The organism is Hyphomicrobium sp. CS1BSMeth3 (assembly GCF_900117415.1).
Classification (GTDB): Bacteria; Pseudomonadota; Alphaproteobacteria; order Rhizobiales; family Hyphomicrobiaceae.
The window spans coordinates 2435241-2454235 of the sequence record NZ_FPEI01000006.1; the positions used below are offsets into that span (position 1 = coordinate 2435241).

The 18995-nt window shown below is 66.4% G+C and carries 18 protein-coding genes and 1 other RNA gene; 8 read left to right on the forward strand and 11 right to left on the reverse strand.

The genetic code is table 11. From position 1 onward, the window contains the following. Positions 1–91 precede the first annotated feature (91 nt). A complete protein-coding gene (locus CS1BSM3_RS26280; protein ID WP_072393071.1) occupies positions 92–871 on the reverse strand; it encodes an enoyl-CoA hydratase in 780 nt (259 codons plus the stop codon). 197 nt (positions 872–1068) lie between these two features. Then, positions 1069–2424: a phosphoglucosamine mutase gene (glmM, locus tag CS1BSM3_RS26285; protein ID WP_072393074.1), complete on the reverse strand. Its 1356-nt coding sequence runs from the start codon at positions 2422–2424 to the stop codon at positions 1069–1071. 311 nt (positions 2425–2735) lie between these two features. Here glmM and CS1BSM3_RS26290 point away from each other — a divergent pair, with 311 nt between their 5' ends. Together CS1BSM3_RS26290 and CS1BSM3_RS26295 are read left to right on the forward strand one after the other, a co-directional pair. Beyond that, positions 2736–3722 carry a threonine ammonia-lyase gene (locus tag CS1BSM3_RS26290; RefSeq protein WP_072393077.1) on the forward strand — a complete coding sequence of 329 codons (987 nt, stop codon included), beginning with the start codon at positions 2736–2738 and terminating at the stop codon, positions 3720–3722. Between the two features lie 383 nt (positions 3723–4105). Then, a complete protein-coding gene (locus CS1BSM3_RS26295; RefSeq protein ID WP_072393080.1) occupies positions 4106–5251 on the forward strand; it encodes an MFS transporter in 1146 nt (381 codons plus the stop codon). A gap of 141 nt (positions 5252–5392) precedes the next feature. Here CS1BSM3_RS26295 and CS1BSM3_RS26300 read toward each other — a convergent pair whose 3' ends face one another. Beyond that, positions 5393–6616: a hydantoinase/carbamoylase family amidase gene (locus CS1BSM3_RS26300; protein WP_072393083.1), complete on the reverse strand. Its 1224-nt coding sequence runs from the start codon at positions 6614–6616 to the stop codon at positions 5393–5395. 15 nt (positions 6617–6631) lie between these two features. Next, entirely contained in the window at positions 6632–7450 is an 819-nt protein-coding gene (locus tag CS1BSM3_RS26305) for an NAD-dependent epimerase/dehydratase family protein (protein ID WP_072393085.1), read from the reverse strand. Between the two features lie 274 nt (positions 7451–7724). Here CS1BSM3_RS26305 and CS1BSM3_RS26310 point away from each other — a divergent pair, with 274 nt between their 5' ends. Next, positions 7725–9179 carry an AAA family ATPase gene (locus tag CS1BSM3_RS26310; protein ID WP_072393087.1) on the forward strand — a complete coding sequence of 485 codons (1455 nt, stop codon included), beginning with the start codon at positions 7725–7727 and terminating at the stop codon, positions 9177–9179. Here the strand turns inward: CS1BSM3_RS26310 and CS1BSM3_RS26315 are convergent, their stop codons facing one another. Together CS1BSM3_RS26315 and CS1BSM3_RS26320 are read right to left on the reverse strand one after the other, a co-directional pair. Continuing rightward, on the reverse strand, positions 9180–9518 hold the full coding sequence (locus tag CS1BSM3_RS26315; protein WP_072393089.1) for a DUF1491 family protein: 339 nt from the start codon (positions 9516–9518) through the stop codon (positions 9180–9182). Between the two features lie 18 nt (positions 9519–9536). Next, positions 9537–10562 (reverse strand): mitochondrial fission ELM1 family protein, encoded by a 1026-nt coding sequence (locus CS1BSM3_RS26320; RefSeq protein ID WP_244540619.1) that lies wholly within the window; start codon positions 10560–10562, stop codon positions 9537–9539. A gap of 137 nt (positions 10563–10699) precedes the next feature. On the opposite strand from CS1BSM3_RS26320, the gene CS1BSM3_RS26325 reads away from it, so the two are divergent. Next, entirely contained in the window at positions 10700–11179 is a 480-nt protein-coding gene (locus tag CS1BSM3_RS26325; protein WP_072393093.1) for an Lrp/AsnC family transcriptional regulator, read from the forward strand. A gap of 214 nt (positions 11180–11393) precedes the next feature. Beyond that, positions 11394–12524: a hypothetical protein gene (locus CS1BSM3_RS26330; RefSeq protein ID WP_072393096.1), complete on the forward strand. Its 1131-nt coding sequence runs from the start codon at positions 11394–11396 to the stop codon at positions 12522–12524. Between the two features lie 20 nt (positions 12525–12544). Here CS1BSM3_RS26330 and CS1BSM3_RS26335 read toward each other — a convergent pair whose 3' ends face one another. The 4 genes from CS1BSM3_RS26335 to ffs all read right to left on the reverse strand — a co-directional run bounded on the left by CS1BSM3_RS26335 (position 12545) and on the right by ffs (position 15557). Further along, complete coding sequence (locus tag CS1BSM3_RS26335; RefSeq protein WP_072393099.1) at positions 12545–13027, reverse strand: GNAT family N-acetyltransferase; 483 nt, start codon at positions 13025–13027, stop codon at positions 12545–12547. A 35-nt stretch (positions 13028–13062) separates the two neighbouring features. After that, positions 13063–13383, reverse strand: a complete 321-nt coding sequence (locus tag CS1BSM3_RS26340; protein WP_072393102.1) for a YbaB/EbfC family nucleoid-associated protein — start codon at positions 13381–13383, stop codon at positions 13063–13065. Between the two features lie 65 nt (positions 13384–13448). After that, entirely contained in the window at positions 13449–15410 is a 1962-nt protein-coding gene (locus CS1BSM3_RS26345) for a DNA polymerase III subunit gamma/tau (RefSeq protein ID WP_083528997.1), read from the reverse strand. A gap of 55 nt (positions 15411–15465) precedes the next feature. Continuing rightward, an RNA gene (ffs, locus tag CS1BSM3_RS26350) (signal recognition particle sRNA small type) lies at positions 15466–15557 on the reverse strand. 150 nt (positions 15558–15707) lie between these two features. Between ffs and CS1BSM3_RS26355 the strand changes: the two genes are divergently transcribed. Beyond that, a complete protein-coding gene (locus CS1BSM3_RS26355) occupies positions 15708–16661 on the forward strand; it encodes a hypothetical protein (RefSeq protein WP_072393105.1) in 954 nt (317 codons plus the stop codon). Here CS1BSM3_RS26355 and CS1BSM3_RS26360 read toward each other — a convergent pair. Continuing rightward, positions 16650–17090 carry an NUDIX hydrolase gene (locus CS1BSM3_RS26360; protein WP_072393108.1) on the reverse strand — a complete coding sequence of 147 codons (441 nt, stop codon included), beginning with the start codon at positions 17088–17090 and terminating at the stop codon, positions 16650–16652. The genes CS1BSM3_RS26355 and CS1BSM3_RS26360 overlap by 12 nt on opposite strands. A 113-nt stretch (positions 17091–17203) precedes the next feature. Between CS1BSM3_RS26360 and CS1BSM3_RS26365 the strand changes: the two genes are divergently transcribed. Together CS1BSM3_RS26365 and CS1BSM3_RS26370 are read left to right on the forward strand one after the other, a co-directional pair. Then, positions 17204–17695, forward strand: a complete 492-nt coding sequence (locus tag CS1BSM3_RS26365; RefSeq protein ID WP_072393111.1) for a nucleoside 2-deoxyribosyltransferase — start codon at positions 17204–17206, stop codon at positions 17693–17695. Between the two features lie 21 nt (positions 17696–17716). Further along, entirely contained in the window at positions 17717–18967 is a 1251-nt protein-coding gene (locus tag CS1BSM3_RS26370) for a YcaO-like family protein (protein WP_072393114.1), read from the forward strand. Positions 18968–18995: the final 28 nt, after the last annotated feature.

Below are 18995 nucleotides of genomic sequence, written 5' to 3' on the forward strand. Positions count from 1 at the left end.
TCAGCAAGCGGTTGCATGAAGGCGCAAAGACGGCGCCGCCGCCCGTGAGGACTGCGGCGTCTTTGCGGCGCAGCAATCTAGAAAGTGGCGTTCAGCGCCCTTGCCAGTTGGGCTTCCGTTTTTCGAGGAAGGCCGCCATGCCTTCCTTGAAGTCGGCACTCGTGTAGACCATGCCGATCAAATCGTCGTCATCGACGACCGGGAGGCGGTGGCGCAGCCGGCGCAATAGTTCTTTGGTCACGCGCAGCGTCAGTGGTGCATGGCCGGCAATTTGGCGTGCGAGCGCGTCGGAGCGCGCCACGAGCGCATCATGATCCTCGACGACCTCGTTGACGAGGCCGATCCTGAGCGCCTCATCCGCCTCGATCAGCCGCGAGGTGTAGAGCATGTCGATGACGGTTGCCTCGCCCAAGAGCCCGACGAGCCGCGCGAGCGTTGCCGCCGACAGGCAATTGCCGAGCGTGCGCGCGATCGGAAAGCCGTACTTCAGCGAGCGCGTGGCAATGCGCATGTCGCAGCACGCCGCGATGCCGGCGCCGCCGCCGGTGCAGGCGCCCGTGATCGCGGCAATCGTCGGCACGGGACAGCGCTCGAGCGCGGTGAAGACCTTGTCGCCGTTCTTCTCGTAGGCAATGCCCTGCTCGGGCGTCTCGAAGCTGCGAAAGAGCGAGATGTCGGTGCCTGCCGCGAACGCCTTGCCGCCCGCCCCGCGAAAGACGATCGCCTTCACCGAGCCGTCCGCCGGCACATTCGAGCAGATGTCGGCGATCCCGTCGTACATCTCGAATGTCAGCGCGTTGTACTTCTCCGGCCGGTTGAGCGTCACCGTGAGCACGCCGCCATCGAGATGCTTCAGAATGTGGTCAGACATTAGTGTCCCGATTCCGAAGTTCGCCTATCCTCAATGCTAGCGTCCCGAGCGAACTTCGGAATCAAAAGGGACACTAGAATCACAATCTTGCCAGTGTGATTCAGATCGAGAAATTCGCTTGGTACCGTGCTGCGACATATGGCGAATTTCTCGATCATCACACTGGGCGTACTCCCAGGCTTGAACTTCGTTGTTGGTCAGCCGACGTGCGCGACGTTCTGAACGGCCGCGACGATATCGCCGACGATCGCATTGACGAGCCGCTCGTCCTCGCCTTCGGCCATGACGCGAATGACGGGCTCCGTGCCCGACGGGCGGATCAGTAGGCGTCCCTTGTCGCCGAGCTTGGCTTTCGCGGCGTCGATCGCGGCGAGAACGCGGCCATCCTCAAGCGGCGAGCCATTGGCATAGCGCACATTGCGCAAAAGCTGCGGGATCCTCTCGAAGCGATTGCAGACCTCGCTGACCGGCCGATCCGTCGTCACCACCGTTGCCAGAATCTGCAGCGCTGCGACGAGCCCGTCGCCCGTCGTGCCGAAGTCGGAAAGAACGATGTGCCCCGACTGCTCGCCACCCACATTGTAGTTGTGCCGGCGCATGTGCTCGACCACATGGCGGTCCCCGACCGGCGTGCGGATCATGGTGAGGCCGAGCGTACCGAGATAACGCTCGAGCCCGAGGTTCGACATGACCGTTGCCACGACGCCGCCGCCGAGCAGGCGGCCACGGCGGCGCCAGCTCTCCGCAATCACGGCCAGGAGCTGATCGCCGTCGACGATCGCACCCTTCTCGTCGATGATCACGACGCGGTCGGCATCACCGTCGAGCGCGATGCCGATGTCGGCCCTGAGCTCACGCACCTTGGCCTGAAGGGACTCCGGCGCCGTCGAGCCGCACTTCTCGTTGATGTTGAAACCATTCGGCTCGACGCCGATGCGGATCACCTCGGCACCGAGCTCCCACAGCGCCTGCGGCGCCACCTTGTAGCCGGCACCGTGCGCGCAATCGATGACGATCCTGAGCCCGTCGAGGCGCAGGTTCTTCGGCAGCGTACGCTTGGCATATTCGATATAGCGCTCCTGGGCGCTCTCGATGCGCGTCGCGCGGCCGATCTTGTCGGAGGGCACCAATAGCTCGGCGGCGGGCGTATCGATCAGCGACTCGATCTCGAGCTCGGCTTCGTCGGACAGCTTGAAGCCGTTGGCATCGAAAAGCTTGATGCCATTGTCGGCGAACTGATTGTGCGAAGCCGAGATCATGACGCCGATATCGGCACGCAGAGACCGCGTGAGCATGGCGACCGCGGGCGTGGGCATGGGGCCGAGCTGGAACACGTCGACGCCGACGGCGGTGAAGCCCGACATCAGCGCATTCTCGATCATGTAGCCCGAGAGCCGGGTGTCCTTGCCGATCACCGCCCTCTGCCGGTGGCCGCCCGCCTGCGCGAGCACCTTGCCCGCCGCCATGCCGACCTTGAGCGCGACTTCGGCAGTCATCGGCGGCGTATTGGCAAGCCCCCGGATGCCGTCCGTGCCAAAATACTGGCGCGCCATCTCACATCCCTCCTAGCCGGACGCAGCGCCACGGGCGCGGAGCGTCGGGATCATTCCGCACGGGTAGTCGCGCCACGCCCCGGCCGCAAGCGCGAACTATCCACCGCAAGACGTCTATACTTCAATCCCGGCTGCGAAAGCGGAAATACATTGTGAAGAAACAGCACTATCCCCGCTGCCCACGGGGGCTTGGATCCGCCGGTTGGCCTAGTCGGGCTCGCGGCACGACGCGCATGGCCTTATGCGCGCGCCTGGTGTATTGAGCGGGCGCCCGCTCCGCCCATTAAAGCCACCAGCCAAGAGATCCCGCCATGCCGACGCTGCCCGTGACGATCGAGATGATCCGTGCTGCCGCCGAGCGGCTCGCGCCTCACATCGTCGCGACGCCCGTTCTCGAGCACCCCGCCCTCAACAAGCAGGTCGGCGGGCGCGTGTTCCTGAAGTGCGAGAACCTCCAGCGAGTCGGCGCCTTCAAGTTCCGCGGTGCTTACAACAAGATCTCCAAGGTCGACCCGAAGGCCTATCCGGGCGGTGTCGTCGCCTCCTCCTCGGGCAACCACGCCCAGGGTGTCGCCGCCGCCGCCACGCTCTGCGGTCTGAAGTCCGCGATCGTCATGCCGAAGGACGCCCCGCCGATCAAGGTTGCGCGCACCAAGGCCTTCGGCGGTGAGGTCGTGCCCTACGACCGCGAGCGCGAGGACCGCGACGCCATTGCCCGTGCGCTCTGCGAGGAGCGCAAGGCCATCTTCGTGCCGCCCTTCGACGACCCTGATGTCATCGCCGGCCAGGGCACGGCCGGCCTCGAGATGATGGCCGAGGTCGCGCGCCGCGGCGTGAAGCTCGACGCCGTGCTGATCAACGTCTCGGGTGGCGGTCTCGCGAGCGGCATCGCCGTCGCCGTCAAGGACGCGAGCCCGTCGACAGACGTGTGGACCGTAGAGCCCGCCGGCTTCGACGACTTCGCCCGCTCGCTCGCGAGCGGCAAGCCCGAGCGCAATGACCGCCTCTCCGGCTCGATCTGCGACGCGCTGATGGCGGAGACACCCGGCAAGCACACGTTCGCCATCGGAACGGCTCTCATGAAGGGCGGTGTCTCGGTGACGGACGACGAGGTCCGCGACGCCATGCGCTTTGCCTTCGAGGAGCTGAAGCTGGTCGTCGAGCCGGGCGGTGCCGCGAGCCTCGCGGCGATCCTCACGGGCAAGGTCCCGGTCGAGGGCCGCGCCGTCGCCGCGCTCATCTCGGGCGGCAATGCCGATCCGGCCCAGTTCGCCAAGATCATCACGCGCGCGGCCTGATCGGGGCCGCGCCTTCCATCAGCGGGGCAGCCCCGCCGAGAGCGAGATCACCTAGTGTGATGATCGAGAAATTCGCCGGATCACGCAGCACGGTAGAGAGCGAATTTCTCGATCTGAGTCACACTAAAGCAACGGACTTGAAATTCACCTCAGTTCGAGGCTAGGCGGGGAGTGAATTTCAAGTCCAAAGTTGCTTTAGAAGACTATGGCGCTAAAGCGTCTTTGGACCTTAAATGCGACTTTGAGATCGGCCCAGGCGTGGGTCGCATTTAAGGTCCGACGCTTTAGCGAGGCTATGATTCTAGTGCCCCTTTTAATTCCGCAGTTCGCTCGGCATCCCAGCCGCGATGTGTGGCGAACTGCGGAATTGGGACACTAGCGCCATGCTCGCCGCCCGGATCTCGCTCTTCTACTGGGCGATTTTCCTGATCATCGGCCTGCAGACGCCCTTCCTGCCGCTCTGGCTCGATGCGCGCGGCCTCAGCGTCACCGAGATCAGCATCGCCGGCGCACTGCCGCTGTTCATACGCATCGTCGCGACGCCGATGGTCGCCTATGTCGCCGATCGCTCGGGCGACCACCGCCGCATGGTCATCACGCTCGCCTGGAGCGGCCTCGCCTGCACGGTCCTGCTTTCGCAGAGCCATCACCTATGGCCGATCATTCTGCTCTCCACGCTCATGATGCTCACGACATCGAGCATCATGCCGCTCACCGAGACGCTCGCCATGCGGGCCGTGCGCGCCCACGGTCTCGACTATGGCCGCATGCGGCTCTGGGGATCGATCAGCTTCATCGTTGCAACGCTCATCGGCGGCGCGGCCATCGAGCGTTGGACCGGCAGCGTCGTCATCTGGCTCATCATCGGTGCCGTCGCGCTGACGGCTCTGGCTGCCCACGCCCTGCCAAGACCCGATGGCGCAGCCACAGGAAGCGCGCGCCCGCGCATCTCACGCGCCGATGTGGCAGAGCTCGTCACCTCGCCGCTCTTCCTGCTCTTCCTCGCGGCAGCCGGCCTCGTGCAGGCCGCGCACGCCGTCTTCTACGTCTATGGCGTGTTGCACTGGCGCGGCCTCGGCCTTTCCGCCACCTGGACCGGTGCGCTCTGGGCCATTGCCGTCATCGCCGAGATCGCGCTCTTCGCCCGCTCCGGCGCGGTGCTGAAAATCCTGAGCCCGCTTAGCCTCATCGCGCTCGGCGCCATCGCTGCCATCGTGCGCTGGATCGCCATGGCATTCGATCCGCCATTGGCGGCGCTCGTCGTGCTGCAGGTCCTGCACGCGCTCACCTTCGGCGCGACGCACATCGGCACCGTTCACTTCATCGCGCAGAACATTCCGCCGGAGCGCGCGGGCACGGCTCAAGCCCTGCAGGCGAGCGTCACCGCCGGCATCGCCATGGGCGGCGCGACGCTGCTCGCGGGGCAGCTCTATGGTCCGTTCGGCGCGAAGGCTTATCTCGCCATGGCCGTGCTCGGCGCGCTCGGCCTCGCGGCGGCGTTCATGGCGCAGAGACGGTTGCGCGCTTAGTTGCACCTTCGGTGCAAGTGGGGCCTGAGGCCCCACACCCCGATCGGGGGACACCCCCGAACCCCCGTCTTTTATTGATTTGGAGCGAACCGCTGGCGCGCCACAATCCCCTCTCCCCGCTCTTGCGGGGAGAGGGGATTCTCACGCCCCCAACAACCGCGCCACCGCGTCGATGTACACGCGCGCGCCCATGACAATATCGGCGTCGGACGTGTTCTCCGTCCAATGGTGCGAGATACCGCCGATCGAGGGCACGAACAGCATTCCCGAAGGCATATGGCGTGAGAAAACCATCGCGTCGTGCCCGGCGCCGCTCGGCATGTCGACGTGACGGCCAGGCACGTCCGCCTCCGCAGCGCCGCGCACGGCATCCATGAAGTGGGGTGCCATGGCTGCTGGCTCCGTGCGGCGCGTCTGCTTGATGCCGGCGCGGCATGGGCCGCTCTTGTCCGCCTCGGCGACGATCTCGCGCACCTTCCCTTCGAGACGATCGAGCACTGCGTTATCGGCATCGCGCATCTGGAGCACGAGCTCGGCGCGACCGGGAATGACGGCCGGCGCGCCGGGCTCGAGCGTGATGCGGCCCATGGTCCAAACCGTACGCTCACCCGCGAGCGCCGGAAACTGGTCCGAGATCGCAACGGCAATGCGCGCCGCGGCAACGCCGGCGTCCTTGCGGATGGCCATGCGCGTCGTGCCGGCGTGGTTCTGCACGCCTTCGGTCGTGATCACATACTGCCGAATGCCCACGATGCTCGTCACGACGCCGATCTTGAGATCGTGCGCTTCAAGCCAGTCGCCCTGCTCGATATGCGCTTCGAGAAAGCCGACATAGCGCTTGGGGTCGATGACATGGCGCGGCACACCGGCGAGACCGGCCGCGGCGAGTGCGTCACGCATGGGAATGCCACTCGTGCGATCGACTGCCCCATCGATAAGCGCGTCATCCACTTCACCGACGGCGGAACGGCTGCCCAGGAAGAAGCCGTAGTGCCCTTCCTCGTCACAGCAGGCGACCACATCGACGCCGCAGTTCGCGAAGGTGGGGTCAGCCTTCACAGCGCGTGCCGCTTCGAGCGCATAGACCACGCCGAGCGGCCCATCGAGCCAGCCCGCATGGTTCTGGCTCTCGAGATGCGAGCCGCCGAGCAGTTTCGGTCCCGTGACTTTGGAAATGCCGAACACGTTGGCAATGCCGTCGATCTTCGCCTCGTGCCCGATGGCCCTCAGCTCGGTCTCCAGCCACTTGAGCGAGGCCACGTGCTCGGGCGACAGCGTCGGACGATGCACACCGCTCTCATAGGGCGCGAGCGCCTTGAGCGCGCGGAGGTCGGCGAGCACGCGTTCGCCATTGATCTCGGGCATTTCTGATCGAACTCCTCAGTTGCTTTTCTTGATGACGTCGAAATCCGCGGAGTACTCCGCCGCGCAGAACGTGCCGCCCTGATAGTGCTCCGCCACGGGATCCTTCCCGACCTTGGGTTCGGCCGCGAGCACCTGCACGGCATAATCCTCGCCGCGGCTCTGGGGCGCGTAGCCGAGCGCCGCAGCGTGGCTGTTGTCGTACCAGGAGCGCGCGTTGTCCGAGACGCCGTACATGACTTCGTACACGATACCCGGCCGCTCGAGACCAATGCGGATGAGACGGACCAGATCCTCGGGCGAAAGCCAGATCGCAAGGCGCCGCGCATCGATCGGCGCGTCCGCGACATTGCCGATCCTGAGCGACGTGACGCCGATGCCATGCTTCATGGCATAGAGCGCGCCGAGCCCTTCGCCGAAAACCTTCGAGAGACCGTAGCGGCTGTCCGGCCGCGGAATGACGTCCGCCGGGATGGTCGCGCTGCGCGGATAGAAGCCGACAGCATGGTTGGACGAGGCAAAGACGATGCGTTTCACGCCCGCCTTGCGCGCGCCCTCGAACAAGTTGTAGGCGCCGATGATGTTCGACTGCAGGATCTCGTCCCACGTGCCCTCGATCGACTTGCCGCCGAGATGCACAATGCCGTCGATGCCGCGACACAGCCCTTCGACCGCCACGGCGTCCGTCAGATCCGTTGCTATAAACGTCTCGTCCGCACGCAGATCCGCCGGGCGGACGCGGTCGCTGACGACGAGCTGGCGATAGACCGGTTTGAGCAGAACCCTGAGACGCGACCCGATGTCGCCCGCAGCTCCTGTAATCAGGACACGTTCCATATCGCTACCTCCCAATTTGATTATTTGAGACAGTATCTTGCCCGCGCGCGACCGCCACCCCAGGACCGAAACGCCACACCATCAGCCTTCAGCGTAATATCCGTAGGCATCGCGTCATACCTGCGCCATTGTTGGGGGCGCCTTTACGGTTCAGCGGGCCAGCCAAGCAGCGGCGCCGTTCGGCTATTCGTTCCCGAGCCACCGCAAGAACATGACAACCCAAGATTATTTTCACCATCCCTTATTTCCGCTACCTGCCTCCTGAGGGGAACAAATGCGACTGACTGCCTGCGAGATTGCCGGATATCGTTCCCTGCGTGCCGTCAGGCTGCCGCTCGGACCGGTCAGCGTCCTCCTCGGGGAGAACGGCGCCGGCAAGACCAACTTGTTGCGCGCGCTGGAGCTGCTGCAGGCAGCGGCGACCGGAACGATCTGCCGGATGCTGGTGGAAGAAGGCGGACTGGAGCGCGTGCTCTGGTCGGGACGCCCCTCGGCGAACGACGGCTCCGCGCCGACGAGCCTCAGGTTCACGGCGCATTTCGCCAACATGCGCTATTCAACGGAGATCGGGGCGCCGAACGCTGGTGATGCGGCTCTCGCCGGCGAGCCGATCGTGCGTGAAGAAGTGCTCGCGCATACGGGCATCGGCCCGGATGGCACCGGCGAGCGGATCGTCATGCACCGCGAGGGCGCGAGCGTGCGCCTGCGCGATGCCAAGGGCGAGCGTCAGCACCTCAAGCAGCACCTGGCGCCCGCCGAAACCGCCCTCCATGCCATCCGCGATGGCGCGAGCTATCCCGAGCTCGCCTATGTCCGGGAGCTGCTCGAGGGCTGGCGGATCTACCATCGTTTCAATCTGGCCGCCGATGCCCCCTCGCGGGCGCCCGCGCTGGCAGCCATGACGCCGGCACTCGCAACCGATGGACGCGATCTTGCCGCAGCCATCGCCACGATCTCGAATATGCGGCGGGGCCCCGATGCGCTGCTCGGCCCTCTGCGCGACGCCTTTCCCGGCGCGACGCTCGAGCCCGCCGTCGCCGACGGCCGCGCGAGCTTCCAGCTCCGGCTCGCAGATATGGATCGCCCGCTCACGGCACGCGAGATGTCCGATGGTACGCTGCAGTACCTCTGCCTGCTCGCGGTTCTCATGGCCTATCGCAAGCCGGCGCTCATCGCCATCAACGAGCCCGAGGCGAGCCTGCACGAGAGCTTCCTGCCGCCGCTCGCCCGCCTCATCGCCAAGGCCAATGGCGACGGCCAGATCTGCATCGTCACGCAGTCGGCTGCACTCGCGCGCGAGATCGCCAAGGCTGCCGACGTCCGCCCCATGAAGGTGCTCCGCGAGAACGGGCAAACGCGCATTGATGGCGTGGCTGCGCCCGTAGTGCTCACGCGGCCTGAGCCCGAGGCCTCATCGCCCCCAGCAGCAGCGGGCAGCAAGGCCTCGGCCGAAGAGCCTGCGCTGGATACTCAGATCGAGGAAGTCCGCAGCCTCACGGCCGCACGAGATGTGCTCGCCGAGATCCGCAAGCTGATCGCGCGCCTGAGAGAGCATCCCGAGGAGCTCTCTGAAATTCATCCGAAGATCGAGGCACGTCTTGCGCGCCTGCGCTCGACGGCCGTGGCACTCCCGCCGGAGTTCTCGTCGCTCACCGGACGGCTCGACGAGGAGTTGCGCGCGATCGTCGCCAAGCCCGCCGGAGGCAAACGGTCCGCGTCGCTCTCCTGACTATTCGGCAGAAAGCCAGTCATCGAGGAAGTGGCGCCCGGCGCGATCCTCGACCTCGATGACCCAGATATCGCGGTCCATGTCGCGCTCGCGGGCAATGAGGGCATCGACATCGCTCTCGGCCGCGGCCTGGCGGACGGAAACCCATTCCCGGTCGAGACGATCGACGAGGCCCGCCGGCGCCGGCCCGTAGAGATCGGCCGTGCCGTTCAAGTGCGCAATCTTGATGAAGATGACACCGGCATCCTCATCGCCGCGGTTGACGACGACGGCGGGCACGCCTTCGGTCGCGCAGCGTCTGATGTAGGCCTTCACCCAGATTTCGGACTTGAGGCGCACGAGCGAACTCCCCTTGGCTCAGGTCCCGGCCCTGCCGGAGAGCATGGCACGACGGCGCTCCCAGCGCTCGGCAATGGCCCGGGCAATATCCGCCGCCGCATAGAGCGGAGGATAGCTCCAGTCGTCCAGCGTCGTGACCATATCGGGCAGGGCACGCGTCGCGCCATGCCGGGCGAGCGCGCCATGAAAGCGCTGGAACTTCGCGCTGCCGCCCGACGGTGAGAAGAGATGGATCGGCCGGCCGGTGACAGCAGGCTCGCCACACATGTTGACGCTATCCGCCGTGACGACGAAGCGGTCGGCGTGCGCGAGCATCGCGGGATAGGGGTTCTCGCCCGTGCCGTCCCAAAGGAAGCGGGGATAGTCCGCCGTGGTTTCGGCGATGGCTGCCACGAGCGATGGCGCCGTGCGCCGCGAGGGCGTGACGAGCAGGCCCGCGCCCTGCGCTGCAATCGACTGCAGAACTCCGGCAAGCCGCGCCTGATCGTCCGGCGTGAAATTGTAGCTGCTTCCATCGCCGCCGAGGAGCACGGCCACCCAAGGGCGCGGCACCGTAAGGAAGGCAGCGGGTGGTGCCATAGCGCGCAAATCCGCGAGCCGTGCCGGCGAAAAGCGATGCGGCGCCACGATGGTCGTGACGACATTCGCGCCGCGCCTCAAATCGTGCTCCGGCATCCAGAAGAGATCAGCCGTCGAGAGCGGCACCTTGGGATCCTGCAGAATGATCGTGTACGTCGCGCGTCCGGCGTGCCGCTTCAGCGCCCGGATGTACGGCGCGGTGAGGCGGCCGGCCGCGATCGCGAAATCGGGCCACGGCGGCGCGAAGGTCGATCCCGGCGCGCCGAACTGCTCGGACCGCGCCACGGGCACATACGGTGCCAGCGCCCGCTGGAGCCGGCCCGGACTGATCCGCTTGATCTCGTAGGAAAGCCCCAAGGCTTCGAACACGCCCCGGCACTGGGCCTCGTGACCGGCCTTGCCATCGCTGATGATCCAGCCCGATCGGCCACGCACAGCCGTCAGCAGCATTTCCTCGGATGACAACGTCGGCCTGCTCCGTTTCGAGCCATGATGCGTCGCAATAGGCATCAACGGCGCAATATTCTTGCTTCGGGGAGAGTGTGCAGACTAGAGTTCCCGCACAATTCCTCAACCCCGGAAGCGATGGCAGCCCTCTTAGCATGCGCGCCGAACTCGATGCCACGGATTGGCGCATCCTCAAGGAGTTGCAGACCGACGGCCGCATCACGAACGTGGCGCTGGCCGCCCGCGTCGGCCTCTCGCCGCCGCCATGCCTGAGGCGCGTGCGCGCGCTCGAGGAAGCGGGCCTTATCCGCGGCTACCACGCCGAGCTCGATACGGCCCTGACTGGGTTCGAGGTGACGGCGTTCACCTCGGTACGTCTTCATGCTCAGGGCGAGCCGGATCTTCGGGAGTTCGAAAAGCAGATCCTCATGTGGCCGCTCGTCCGCGAGGCCTACATGCTCTCCGGCGATATGGACTACATGCTGCGCTGCGTGGCGCCCGATCTGCCGGCCTTCCAGGAGTTCGTTCTCGGCAAGCTCACGGCACTTCCGAACGTGGCGAGCGTGAAGACGACCCTGGTCCTGCGGCAAGCCAAGTACGACCCTGGCGTGCCGATCTCGATCCCTGAGAAGTAGGCTGCCCGCACCACACTCCACCACCAATTGTGGCAGTCACACGACACCCTGTGGCGCGCCGATTTTATCCACAGTTTCCTGATGTTCACCGCGCTGAGCGATTCGATTCGCTCTGCCCGGTCCTCTATTGTCAGCCATCTTGTGCTCATAGCGCTCGTAAGGCGCGAGGCGCGGCTTTGCTTCTCTCACCGTCGCCCGTTAGTGGAGTACGAAATTGGCGTTCCAGGACCAGTATCCGAGTGGCAGCGACCTGCCGCGCTCGCTGAGCGATCAGCTCCGGATTCTGGAGCAGCAGCTCAACCGCTTGAGCGACAACGGACCCATCCAGCTCGTTCACCCCACCCGAGAGCCTCTCGGCCTGCCGACCGTCCTCGGCCGACCGATCGGGCTCGCCTCGCCCCCGCGCGCACCGATGCTGGGCGCGCCGGAGCCATATGGTGACGTGCAGGGCGCTCCGGCTCCGCAGAGGACATTCCGCCGGCGCATCACCATAGCCGGGGTCAGCCTGCTGCTCCTCTCCTCGACGGCCGTCATTCCCTCGCTCTGGCATTTCGCGGTGCCGGAGACGTCGGAGGAAGTCGCTCCGGCCGTCGTATCACTGAGGACCGAGCAGTTTGCGCACGCAGCGCGGGAGCTCGGGCAAGTGCAGCTTGTTGAGCCGGCGCCCGCTGAGATCGCGCCGGCCTCCGTGCCGCACACGGCCGCGCCTCAGTTCCGCGAGGCCCCCTCCCTGGCCGCCGCACGGCCAGTGGCGACCCTCACCGTTGCCGAAAGCGACCTCGCCCGCCTCAGTCTGCCGATGCTCGTCTCGGGTGGCGGACGCGCCTGGGCTGGAAGCGCCGTCGTCATCGACGGCCTGCCTGCGGAGGCCCGCGTCTCGCATGGCATGAAGATCGCGCCCGATACCTGGACCGTCGGCATTGCCGATGTCGGCCATGCCGTGCTCTCGCTGCCGCGCACGACGCCGGATCGGCTGGAGCTTTCCGTACGCGTGGTCGCCGCCGACAGCCACGAGCTCGCCGCCAGCGCGCTGCGCATTCAGGTCCTGCGGAGCCCGGACCGGGCGGCTCAGCTTGTCCCTGCCGCGGTCTTCGAGCCTACGGCCGCCGAGACAGGCGCGGGACGGGAGATCGACCCGGCCCCGACCTCGCGTCAGGCCGTGAAAGTGAACCGCACGAAACGCCCTGCCGTGCCCGCGAGCCCAATGGCACCGCCGCCCACTCAGACGGCCAAGCAGCAGGAGTGGCCGACGGCTACATCCGCTTGGGTGACCGAAGAGCGGCGAGAATTGCCAACGTTCGGCTTCGCGCCCATGCCGAAGTGGGCGCCTTTCAGCGATCGCTGAGGCCGCTTTGCCTCGCACGGTCAGGCCAGTTGCTTGAGATAGACTGCGTACTCGACGCCATGAATGGGCGGCGCATCGCGCAGCTTCGCAAATCCCATGCGCAGATACATGGGCAGCGCCACGGTCATGATCGGGCTGGTGTGCAGTGCGATGACCTGACTGCCGTCACGACGCGCGCGATCGATGCAGGCTTCGGTGAGCGCGCGTCCGGCGCCCAGGCCACGCGACTGCGGATCCACGACGAGCATTCTGATGATCGGCCACGCTGCATCGAAGTACGGTGGCTTGGGCGCATGAGGCGCGACGTACGCGACCGCCCCGATGATCGTGCCGTCGTGCTCGGCGACAATGACCTTGCCCTTTTGAGCAAGTGCAGCCATCGAGCCGATGCCAGCCGCCAATGCCGGCCAGTCATCGTAGAGCAATTTGAATTGCGCGAAGGCGCTCAGGGCCACCTCGTTGACCCGGCTGCTGTCCGCCTCGCGAAAATCTCGAATGCGCATGTTCGAAAGCCCGTCGTGCGCATTGGAGAAACGCGTCAGAAGAGCTTCAGGCCCGGCGGCAGCGGCAGCCCGCCGGTCACCTCCTGCATGCGCTTCTGCATCTCGCCCTCGACCTTGCCCTTGGCATCCTGGAAAGCGGCGAGCACGAGGTCCTCGACGATCTCGGCATCGTCCGGCTTCAGCAGGCTCGGATCGATCTTCACCGACCGCATCTCGCCCTTGCCGTTGAGCGTCACCTTCACGAGGCCGGCGCCGGACTGCCCCGAGACCTCGAGCGCTGCAAGCTCCTCCTGCATGCGCTGCATGCGGCCCTGGATCTCCTGGGCCTGCTTCATCATCTTCATCAAATCTTTCATCGACGTATCCTCTGTGCGCGACTGCAGGCCGAAGCTGCTTCCTTCATATAGGAGCTGAGCCCTTCTCAGCCCACCGCGCTGTCTTCACCCGGTTCCTCGTCACCCTCGTCCGCGCTCGGCGCCGCAATCGGGCGCACGCTCGCAATCTCGGCATCGGGGAACTGCTCGAGCACGGCCCGGACCGAGGGATGCTGCTTCAGGGCCTCGATCTCGGCGGCTTCCTCGGCACGCTTCTGCTCGCCGAGAGGCAGCTCGCCCGGCCGGCGGCTCAGCGCAATGGTCCAGCGCCGCGCCGTCCACTTGTTGAGCTTCTCGCGCAGCTCGTTGGCAATCTCAGGTGGCGCGCCATCGAGCAGATGCAGCTCGATGCCCGCGTTGGGATCGAACTTGACGAGGCTCACGTGCTCCTCGAGATGGACTTTCAGGCGCGCGTCGCGCTTGCGGCCGACCAGATTGACTACGTCCTGGAATGAATTGAGCACGATGTCTTCGGGCCGCTCGATCGCAGAAGGACCGAGATCGTCCTCCTCGGCCTCGCTCTCGTCATAGATCTCCGGCGCCGCGGCCGGATCGGGCATCTCGTCGAGCGGCGGCGCAAATCGGCCCTCGTCCTCGCTGTCATCTTCGGATGCAGGCCCCCGCGCCGTAGCGGGTGGCGTCGCCTCGCGGGCCTCGACCTTTCCGGCAGAACGATCACTCTCCGCGGACGGCTTTGCCTCGCTCCGCCGCGGCGAGGGCACGCCCCCCAGCGCGCGGATGATCTCGTCGGGCGCCGGCAGGTCCGCCGTGTGCGCAATGCGGATGACGACCATCTCGGCTGCGGCACGCACGTCCGGCGCACGGCCCGCCTCGTCGAGGCCCTTGAGCAGCATCTGCCACACGCGCGCGAGCAGCGGGATCGAGAGCTTCTCGGCAAGCGCAGAGGCGCGCCGCAATTCCTCGCCCGAGAGCACCTCGCGCTCAGTGCTCGCGCCCGCAACCTTGATGCGCGTCGCCGCGTGCACGGCCTCGGCGAGATCGCCCAGAACTTCCAGCGGATCGGCGCCGTCCTTGTAGAGCCCGTCGAGCGCTGCGAGTGCCTCGGCCGTGCGCCCGGAGAGCGTGTGCTCGATGAGGTCGTAGATGCGCCCGCGATCGGCGAGGCCGAGCATGGCGCGCACGGTCGGCCCCGTGACCGCGCCCTCGCCCATGGCGATCGCCTGATCGAGGATCGAAAGTCCGTCGCGCACCGAGCCCTCGGCCGCCCGCGCGATCAGCAGCAGGGCCTCGTCCTCGACGGTCGCGCCTTCTTTCGCGGCGATCCGGCGGAAGTGCTCGGCGAGCACCGGCACCTCGACGCGGCGCAGATCGAAACGCTGGCAGCGCGAAAGCACCGTCACCGGCACCTTGCGCACTTCCGTGGTCGCGAAGATGAACTTCACGTGCGGCGGCGGCTCCTCGAGCGTCTTCAGGAGCGCGTTGAACGCTCCCTTCGACAGCATGTGGACCTCGTCGATGATGAAGACCTTGTAGCGCGCGGCCATGGGCTTGTAGCGCGCGCTCTCGATGATCTCGCGGACATTGTCGACGCCGGTGTTCGAGGCCGCGTCGATCTCGATCACATCGGGATGGCGGCTCTGGATGATGGCTTCGCAATGCGCGCCATAGCCGTCCATCTCGACGGTCGGGCGATCGGGCAGCCCCGGCTTCACGTAATTCAGCGCGCGGGCAAGAATGCGCGCCGTCGTCGTCTTGCCGACGCCGCGCACGCCCGTCAGCATGTAGCCCTGAGCAATGCGGTCCGCCGCGAAAGCGTTCCGCAGTGTCGTGACCATGGCCTCCTGGCCGATCAGGTCATCGAAGGTCTCGGGCCGATACTTGCGCGCGAGCACGACATAGCCGCTCTCGGCAGGCTTGCCCGCCGGCGCCATCTCGGCGTCGGAGAAAAAGGACGGCCCGTCATCCGGCGACGGCAGATCGGCCGCATCGGCGGATCCGGGGGCGTGCTGCCCCTCGTCATCGCTGCCGGAACCTTTCCTGCGCGCCATGCCGCCCGACATCCTCGTGGAGAATGGGCCCATGAACACGTCATGGGCCGCAAAAAGGAGACTGGCAAACGACCCAAATCCTGATCGTTAGGGCTGCTTCCTTCCGGACCTGACCCGGTTGGCGAGGGACCCGTCCGCCGCCAGCCTCCCGCGCCGCTTATCACACGATCGGGAGCCCCTCGCAACCCGCCCAAACCCCATGCGGCCAAGGCGACATGCAGCCGACGGAGCTTTCATCGGGCCCGAGCCTGCGCTATGGCCAGCAGGGGCAGCAGACCGGGGGGCTGACAGAGCAGCATGGACGGCATCGACATCGTCTTGCGCGTAATCGGCGCATTCTACGCTCTTGCCGGCTTCTTCGCCGCCCGCGCGGCACTGACGTCGAACCTCATAGATCAGGCGATTGCCGCGATCAGCATGAAAAAGACCGAGCGGATCGAGACCCACCGCACGATCTGGCTCCTCTCTCTCTCGGTGCTGTTCTTTGCCGGCGGCGCGTGCCTCATCCTGCTGCTCGAGCCGGCCGCCTGGCTCTTTGGAATAGCGACGCTCGTCCAGATCCTCTTTTTTCTCGTCCTCGGCCCCTACTACTTCGATGTCGCCGATCCGCCACCTCCAGAGGCCCGGCAGCGCAGCATCAACGCGTTCGTCGTTTTCGGCGCCTGCACTCTGCTCATCCTCTGGGCGGCTTACATGGGGCGCCTGACAAAGCTCACCGATGCGCCGCTACTTCTCTGGGGACCGGTCGCGGCGGCGATCGCCCTGCACATCGGCTACATCCTGCGCCACACGCTGGCGCCGCCAAAGCGCAAGCCGGGCTTCGCAGCCTTCGACAGCGGCGATGACGAGAGCGACATCCCGGTCGACTCCAAGCTCTCGGGCGCGGACATTGCGGGCTCGCGCCGCATCAAAGTGATGGCCGACTACGGCTGCTATCCGCTTTGGGCCATGGACGAGGGAGCGATCGGCCCCTTTTCGCCGCAACACCTCGGCGTCTCAATGGAGCTGGAGAACGACCTTTGGAGCTGGGCGGCGGAGTTCGACATGTCGTTCAACATGGACGACCCTGCCAAATCCAGTTGGTCCGATGAACGCTACAGGCAGCACGTCGAGGAAGGGCTGGCGCTCGCGCGACGCATCAAGAGCGAGCTTCCCGATCGCGAGGTTTTCGCCCTCGACACCGAAGGGAAGCTCATCGAGATCGACACGGGGAGCGCTGCCGGAGCAATGCCGAGCGCCTCAGATCGTTAGCTGCTCATCGAGCCAATCCGGCAGGAAGGATAGCAGGCGCGCAAGGTCCGGCTCCTGGACCATGCTCGCGGCCTCCAAGACCGACACCCACGTGAACTGGCGCTCGGCCTGCTCGGGCCAGCGCTCACGCTGGACCCTGACGAGCAAGGGATAAACCGCGACACGGCAGTCCGCGGACGCAAAGAAATGCAGGCGCTTGCGGTAGGTGTAGCTGCCGATCGGGTCGGTAGAGATCTCGCCGACCAAGCCCGCTTCCTCTTCGGCCTCGCGCGCCGCCTGCTCGTAGGGCTCGAACGGCGGCTTCGGCCAGCCTTTGGGGATGATCCAGCGCTTCGTGCCGCGACTCGTGATGAGGCAGACCCGGATGTCCCCATCGAGTCGTATATAAGGCAGGGCGGCATATTGCGCGTACTCGGCCACGGTCGGCATTCTCCAACTGCGCCTGAACCGCTTGTGGATGTCGGATGGGCGCCTAGATTGTGCAAGAGCACTCTACACGATGATTCGGACCAGTCGGAGGCCAAGCGGATGAGACTTGACCCATGAAACCCCGCATCTATCTTGCCGGCCCGACGGTCTTCCTGGCCGATGCCGACGACGCGGGTGCGCGCCTCGTGGCCTTGTGTGCGCAGTACGGCTGCGAAGGCCTCTACCCTCTCGACTTCGATCTGGATGGGCCGATGTCCTCCCGGACGATCCAGGCGGCGTGCCTGCGCGAGCTCAGATCGGCGGATGGCGTCGTCGCCGACCTCAGTCCCTTCCGGGGCCCGCACGCCGATGACGGCACGGCCTTCGAGCTGGGCTTTGCCCACGCCCTCGGCCTGCCCATCTGGGCCTACACCACCGATCCGCGCCCGCTCATCGAGCGCATTCCGGGCGCCCGCGCCGCAAGCGGCCATCTGCGCGACGACAAGGGCCTCCTGATCGAAAACTTCGGCCGCGCCCACAATGCCATGCTGGCCGAGGCCATCCTGCATCTCGGAACGTCGCCTGAAGAGAGCATCCGGCTCGCGGCCGAAACACTTCGCCGGTGAACGCCCACTCGTGGTGGCCCCATGCGGATTCTGGAGCTGAGAAAAGGCAGCGCAGAGGAGGCGGAGCTGCTCGAAGCCGCGGCCGCAGCGCATGGCGACTGGGTTCTGGCGGCCGCACCGGTCATGACGCGCCTGTGGCTCATGCGATCCGAATGGGCGCCCGGGCTGCGCTACATCGGTGGCCTCGCCGCGGCGCCCGATCTGGCGCACAAATCCGATCTGCCGCCGCTCAGTGTCGGCGGGGCGGGCCTGCGGCTCGAGGATGCGCTCGCGGCGTGCCTTGCCGAGGCGATCGAGCGGACCGCCCAGATCGAGCGTGACGGCGATATCGCTCTGACCGCCCCGCTCGGCTCGGTCAGCCTCCCCGACCAGATCGCGGGGCTCGTGGATCTCGTCATTGCCGGCGATCCCGCGAGGGCGGACGAGCCCATCGACTGGGTGCAGGCCCGCGATACGACGACGAGTGCCGAGATACTCGTTCCGGCGGACTGGTGCCTGCGTCGTCAGAAAGCAACCGTACTCGCCATACCCGGCGCGGCGCTCAGCACGGGTTGCGCCGCCGGCCCGACGGCCGAAGACGCATACACGCGCGGCCTCCTCGAACTCGTCGAACGCGATGCCGCGAGCCTTTGGTGGCTCGGCGGACAGCCGGCCGCCGCACTCCTCCCCGGCAGCATCGAGGCTGCCGCCACGGCGCGCCTCAGCGCCGAGCTCCGGCAAGGCGAGGACACCGGCCGGGCGACGCGCATCCTGGACATCAGCAGCGACCTCGCGATCCCGGTCATGGCGGCCGTTTCACAGAACAGCGGCGGGACCGGGCTTGCCATTGGCCTTGCCGCGCGCCAGTCGGCCGCGCGCGCGGCGAGTAGTGCTCTTGTCGAGCTTTGCCAAATGGAGCTCGCGCTCCAACTCGCACGGGGCAAGCGTGAGCAACTGGGGGATGCCGCGCTCACCGACGTGGACCGCCGGCATCTTGAACGCGCGGCCGTGTCTGCCGCGGATCTCGTGCCGCTCGCGCCGGCGGGTGCACCGCGGCGCCACGGCCCTCTCGCGGGCGGCGCCAATCCGGCCTGTCAGCCCTCTGCCGCACTGACCGAGAACGACATCCACACCTGGTACGTCGATCTGACGCGCCCGGTAAGCAGCCTGCGGGTGGTCAAGGCGATCACTCCGCGCCTGCAGCCAATGCCAGGCGATCTCGTCACGGCCAGACTCTCTGCCGTTCAGAAAGCGCGCGGGCATGGGCTCCCGCCGCCCGTCATGATTATGTAGCTCGACCTTACGGTAGCTTCTCTGGACG

What these genes read in the sequence shown, in the direction of transcription:
- CS1BSM3_RS26280 (WP_072393071.1), bottom strand. Translation starts at nt 871, where the DNA reads ATGTCTGACCACATTCTGAAGCATCTCGATGGCGGCGTGCTCACGGTG.
- glmM (WP_072393074.1), bottom strand. Translation starts at nt 2,424, where the DNA reads ATGGCGCGCCAGTATTTTGGCACGGACGGCATCCGGGGGCTTGCCAAT.
- CS1BSM3_RS26290 (WP_072393077.1), top strand. Translation starts at nt 2,736, where the DNA reads ATGCCGACGCTGCCCGTGACGATCGAGATGATCCGTGCTGCCGCCGAG.
- CS1BSM3_RS26295 (WP_072393080.1), top strand. Translation starts at nt 4,106, where the DNA reads ATGCTCGCCGCCCGGATCTCGCTCTTCTACTGGGCGATTTTCCTGATC.
- CS1BSM3_RS26300 (WP_072393083.1), bottom strand. Translation starts at nt 6,616, where the DNA reads ATGCCCGAGATCAATGGCGAACGCGTGCTCGCCGACCTCCGCGCGCTC.
- CS1BSM3_RS26305 (WP_072393085.1), bottom strand. Translation starts at nt 7,450, where the DNA reads ATGGAACGTGTCCTGATTACAGGAGCTGCGGGCGACATCGGGTCGCGT.
- CS1BSM3_RS26310 (WP_072393087.1), top strand. Translation starts at nt 7,725, where the DNA reads ATGCGACTGACTGCCTGCGAGATTGCCGGATATCGTTCCCTGCGTGCC.
- CS1BSM3_RS26325 (WP_072393093.1), top strand. Translation starts at nt 10,700, where the DNA reads ATGCGCGCCGAACTCGATGCCACGGATTGGCGCATCCTCAAGGAGTTG.
- CS1BSM3_RS26335 (WP_072393099.1), bottom strand. Translation starts at nt 13,027, where the DNA reads ATGCGCATTCGAGATTTTCGCGAGGCGGACAGCAGCCGGGTCAACGAG.
- CS1BSM3_RS26340 (WP_072393102.1), bottom strand. Translation starts at nt 13,383, where the DNA reads ATGAAAGATTTGATGAAGATGATGAAGCAGGCCCAGGAGATCCAGGGC.
- CS1BSM3_RS26345 (WP_083528997.1), bottom strand. Translation starts at nt 15,410, where the DNA reads ATGGCGCGCAGGAAAGGTTCCGGCAGCGATGACGAGGGGCAGCACGCC.
- CS1BSM3_RS26355 (WP_072393105.1), top strand. Translation starts at nt 15,708, where the DNA reads ATGGACGGCATCGACATCGTCTTGCGCGTAATCGGCGCATTCTACGCT.
- CS1BSM3_RS26360 (WP_072393108.1), bottom strand. Translation starts at nt 17,090, where the DNA reads ATGCCGACCGTGGCCGAGTACGCGCAATATGCCGCCCTGCCTTATATA.
- CS1BSM3_RS26365 (WP_072393111.1), top strand. Translation starts at nt 17,204, where the DNA reads ATGAAACCCCGCATCTATCTTGCCGGCCCGACGGTCTTCCTGGCCGAT.
- CS1BSM3_RS26370 (WP_072393114.1), top strand. Translation starts at nt 17,717, where the DNA reads ATGCGGATTCTGGAGCTGAGAAAAGGCAGCGCAGAGGAGGCGGAGCTG.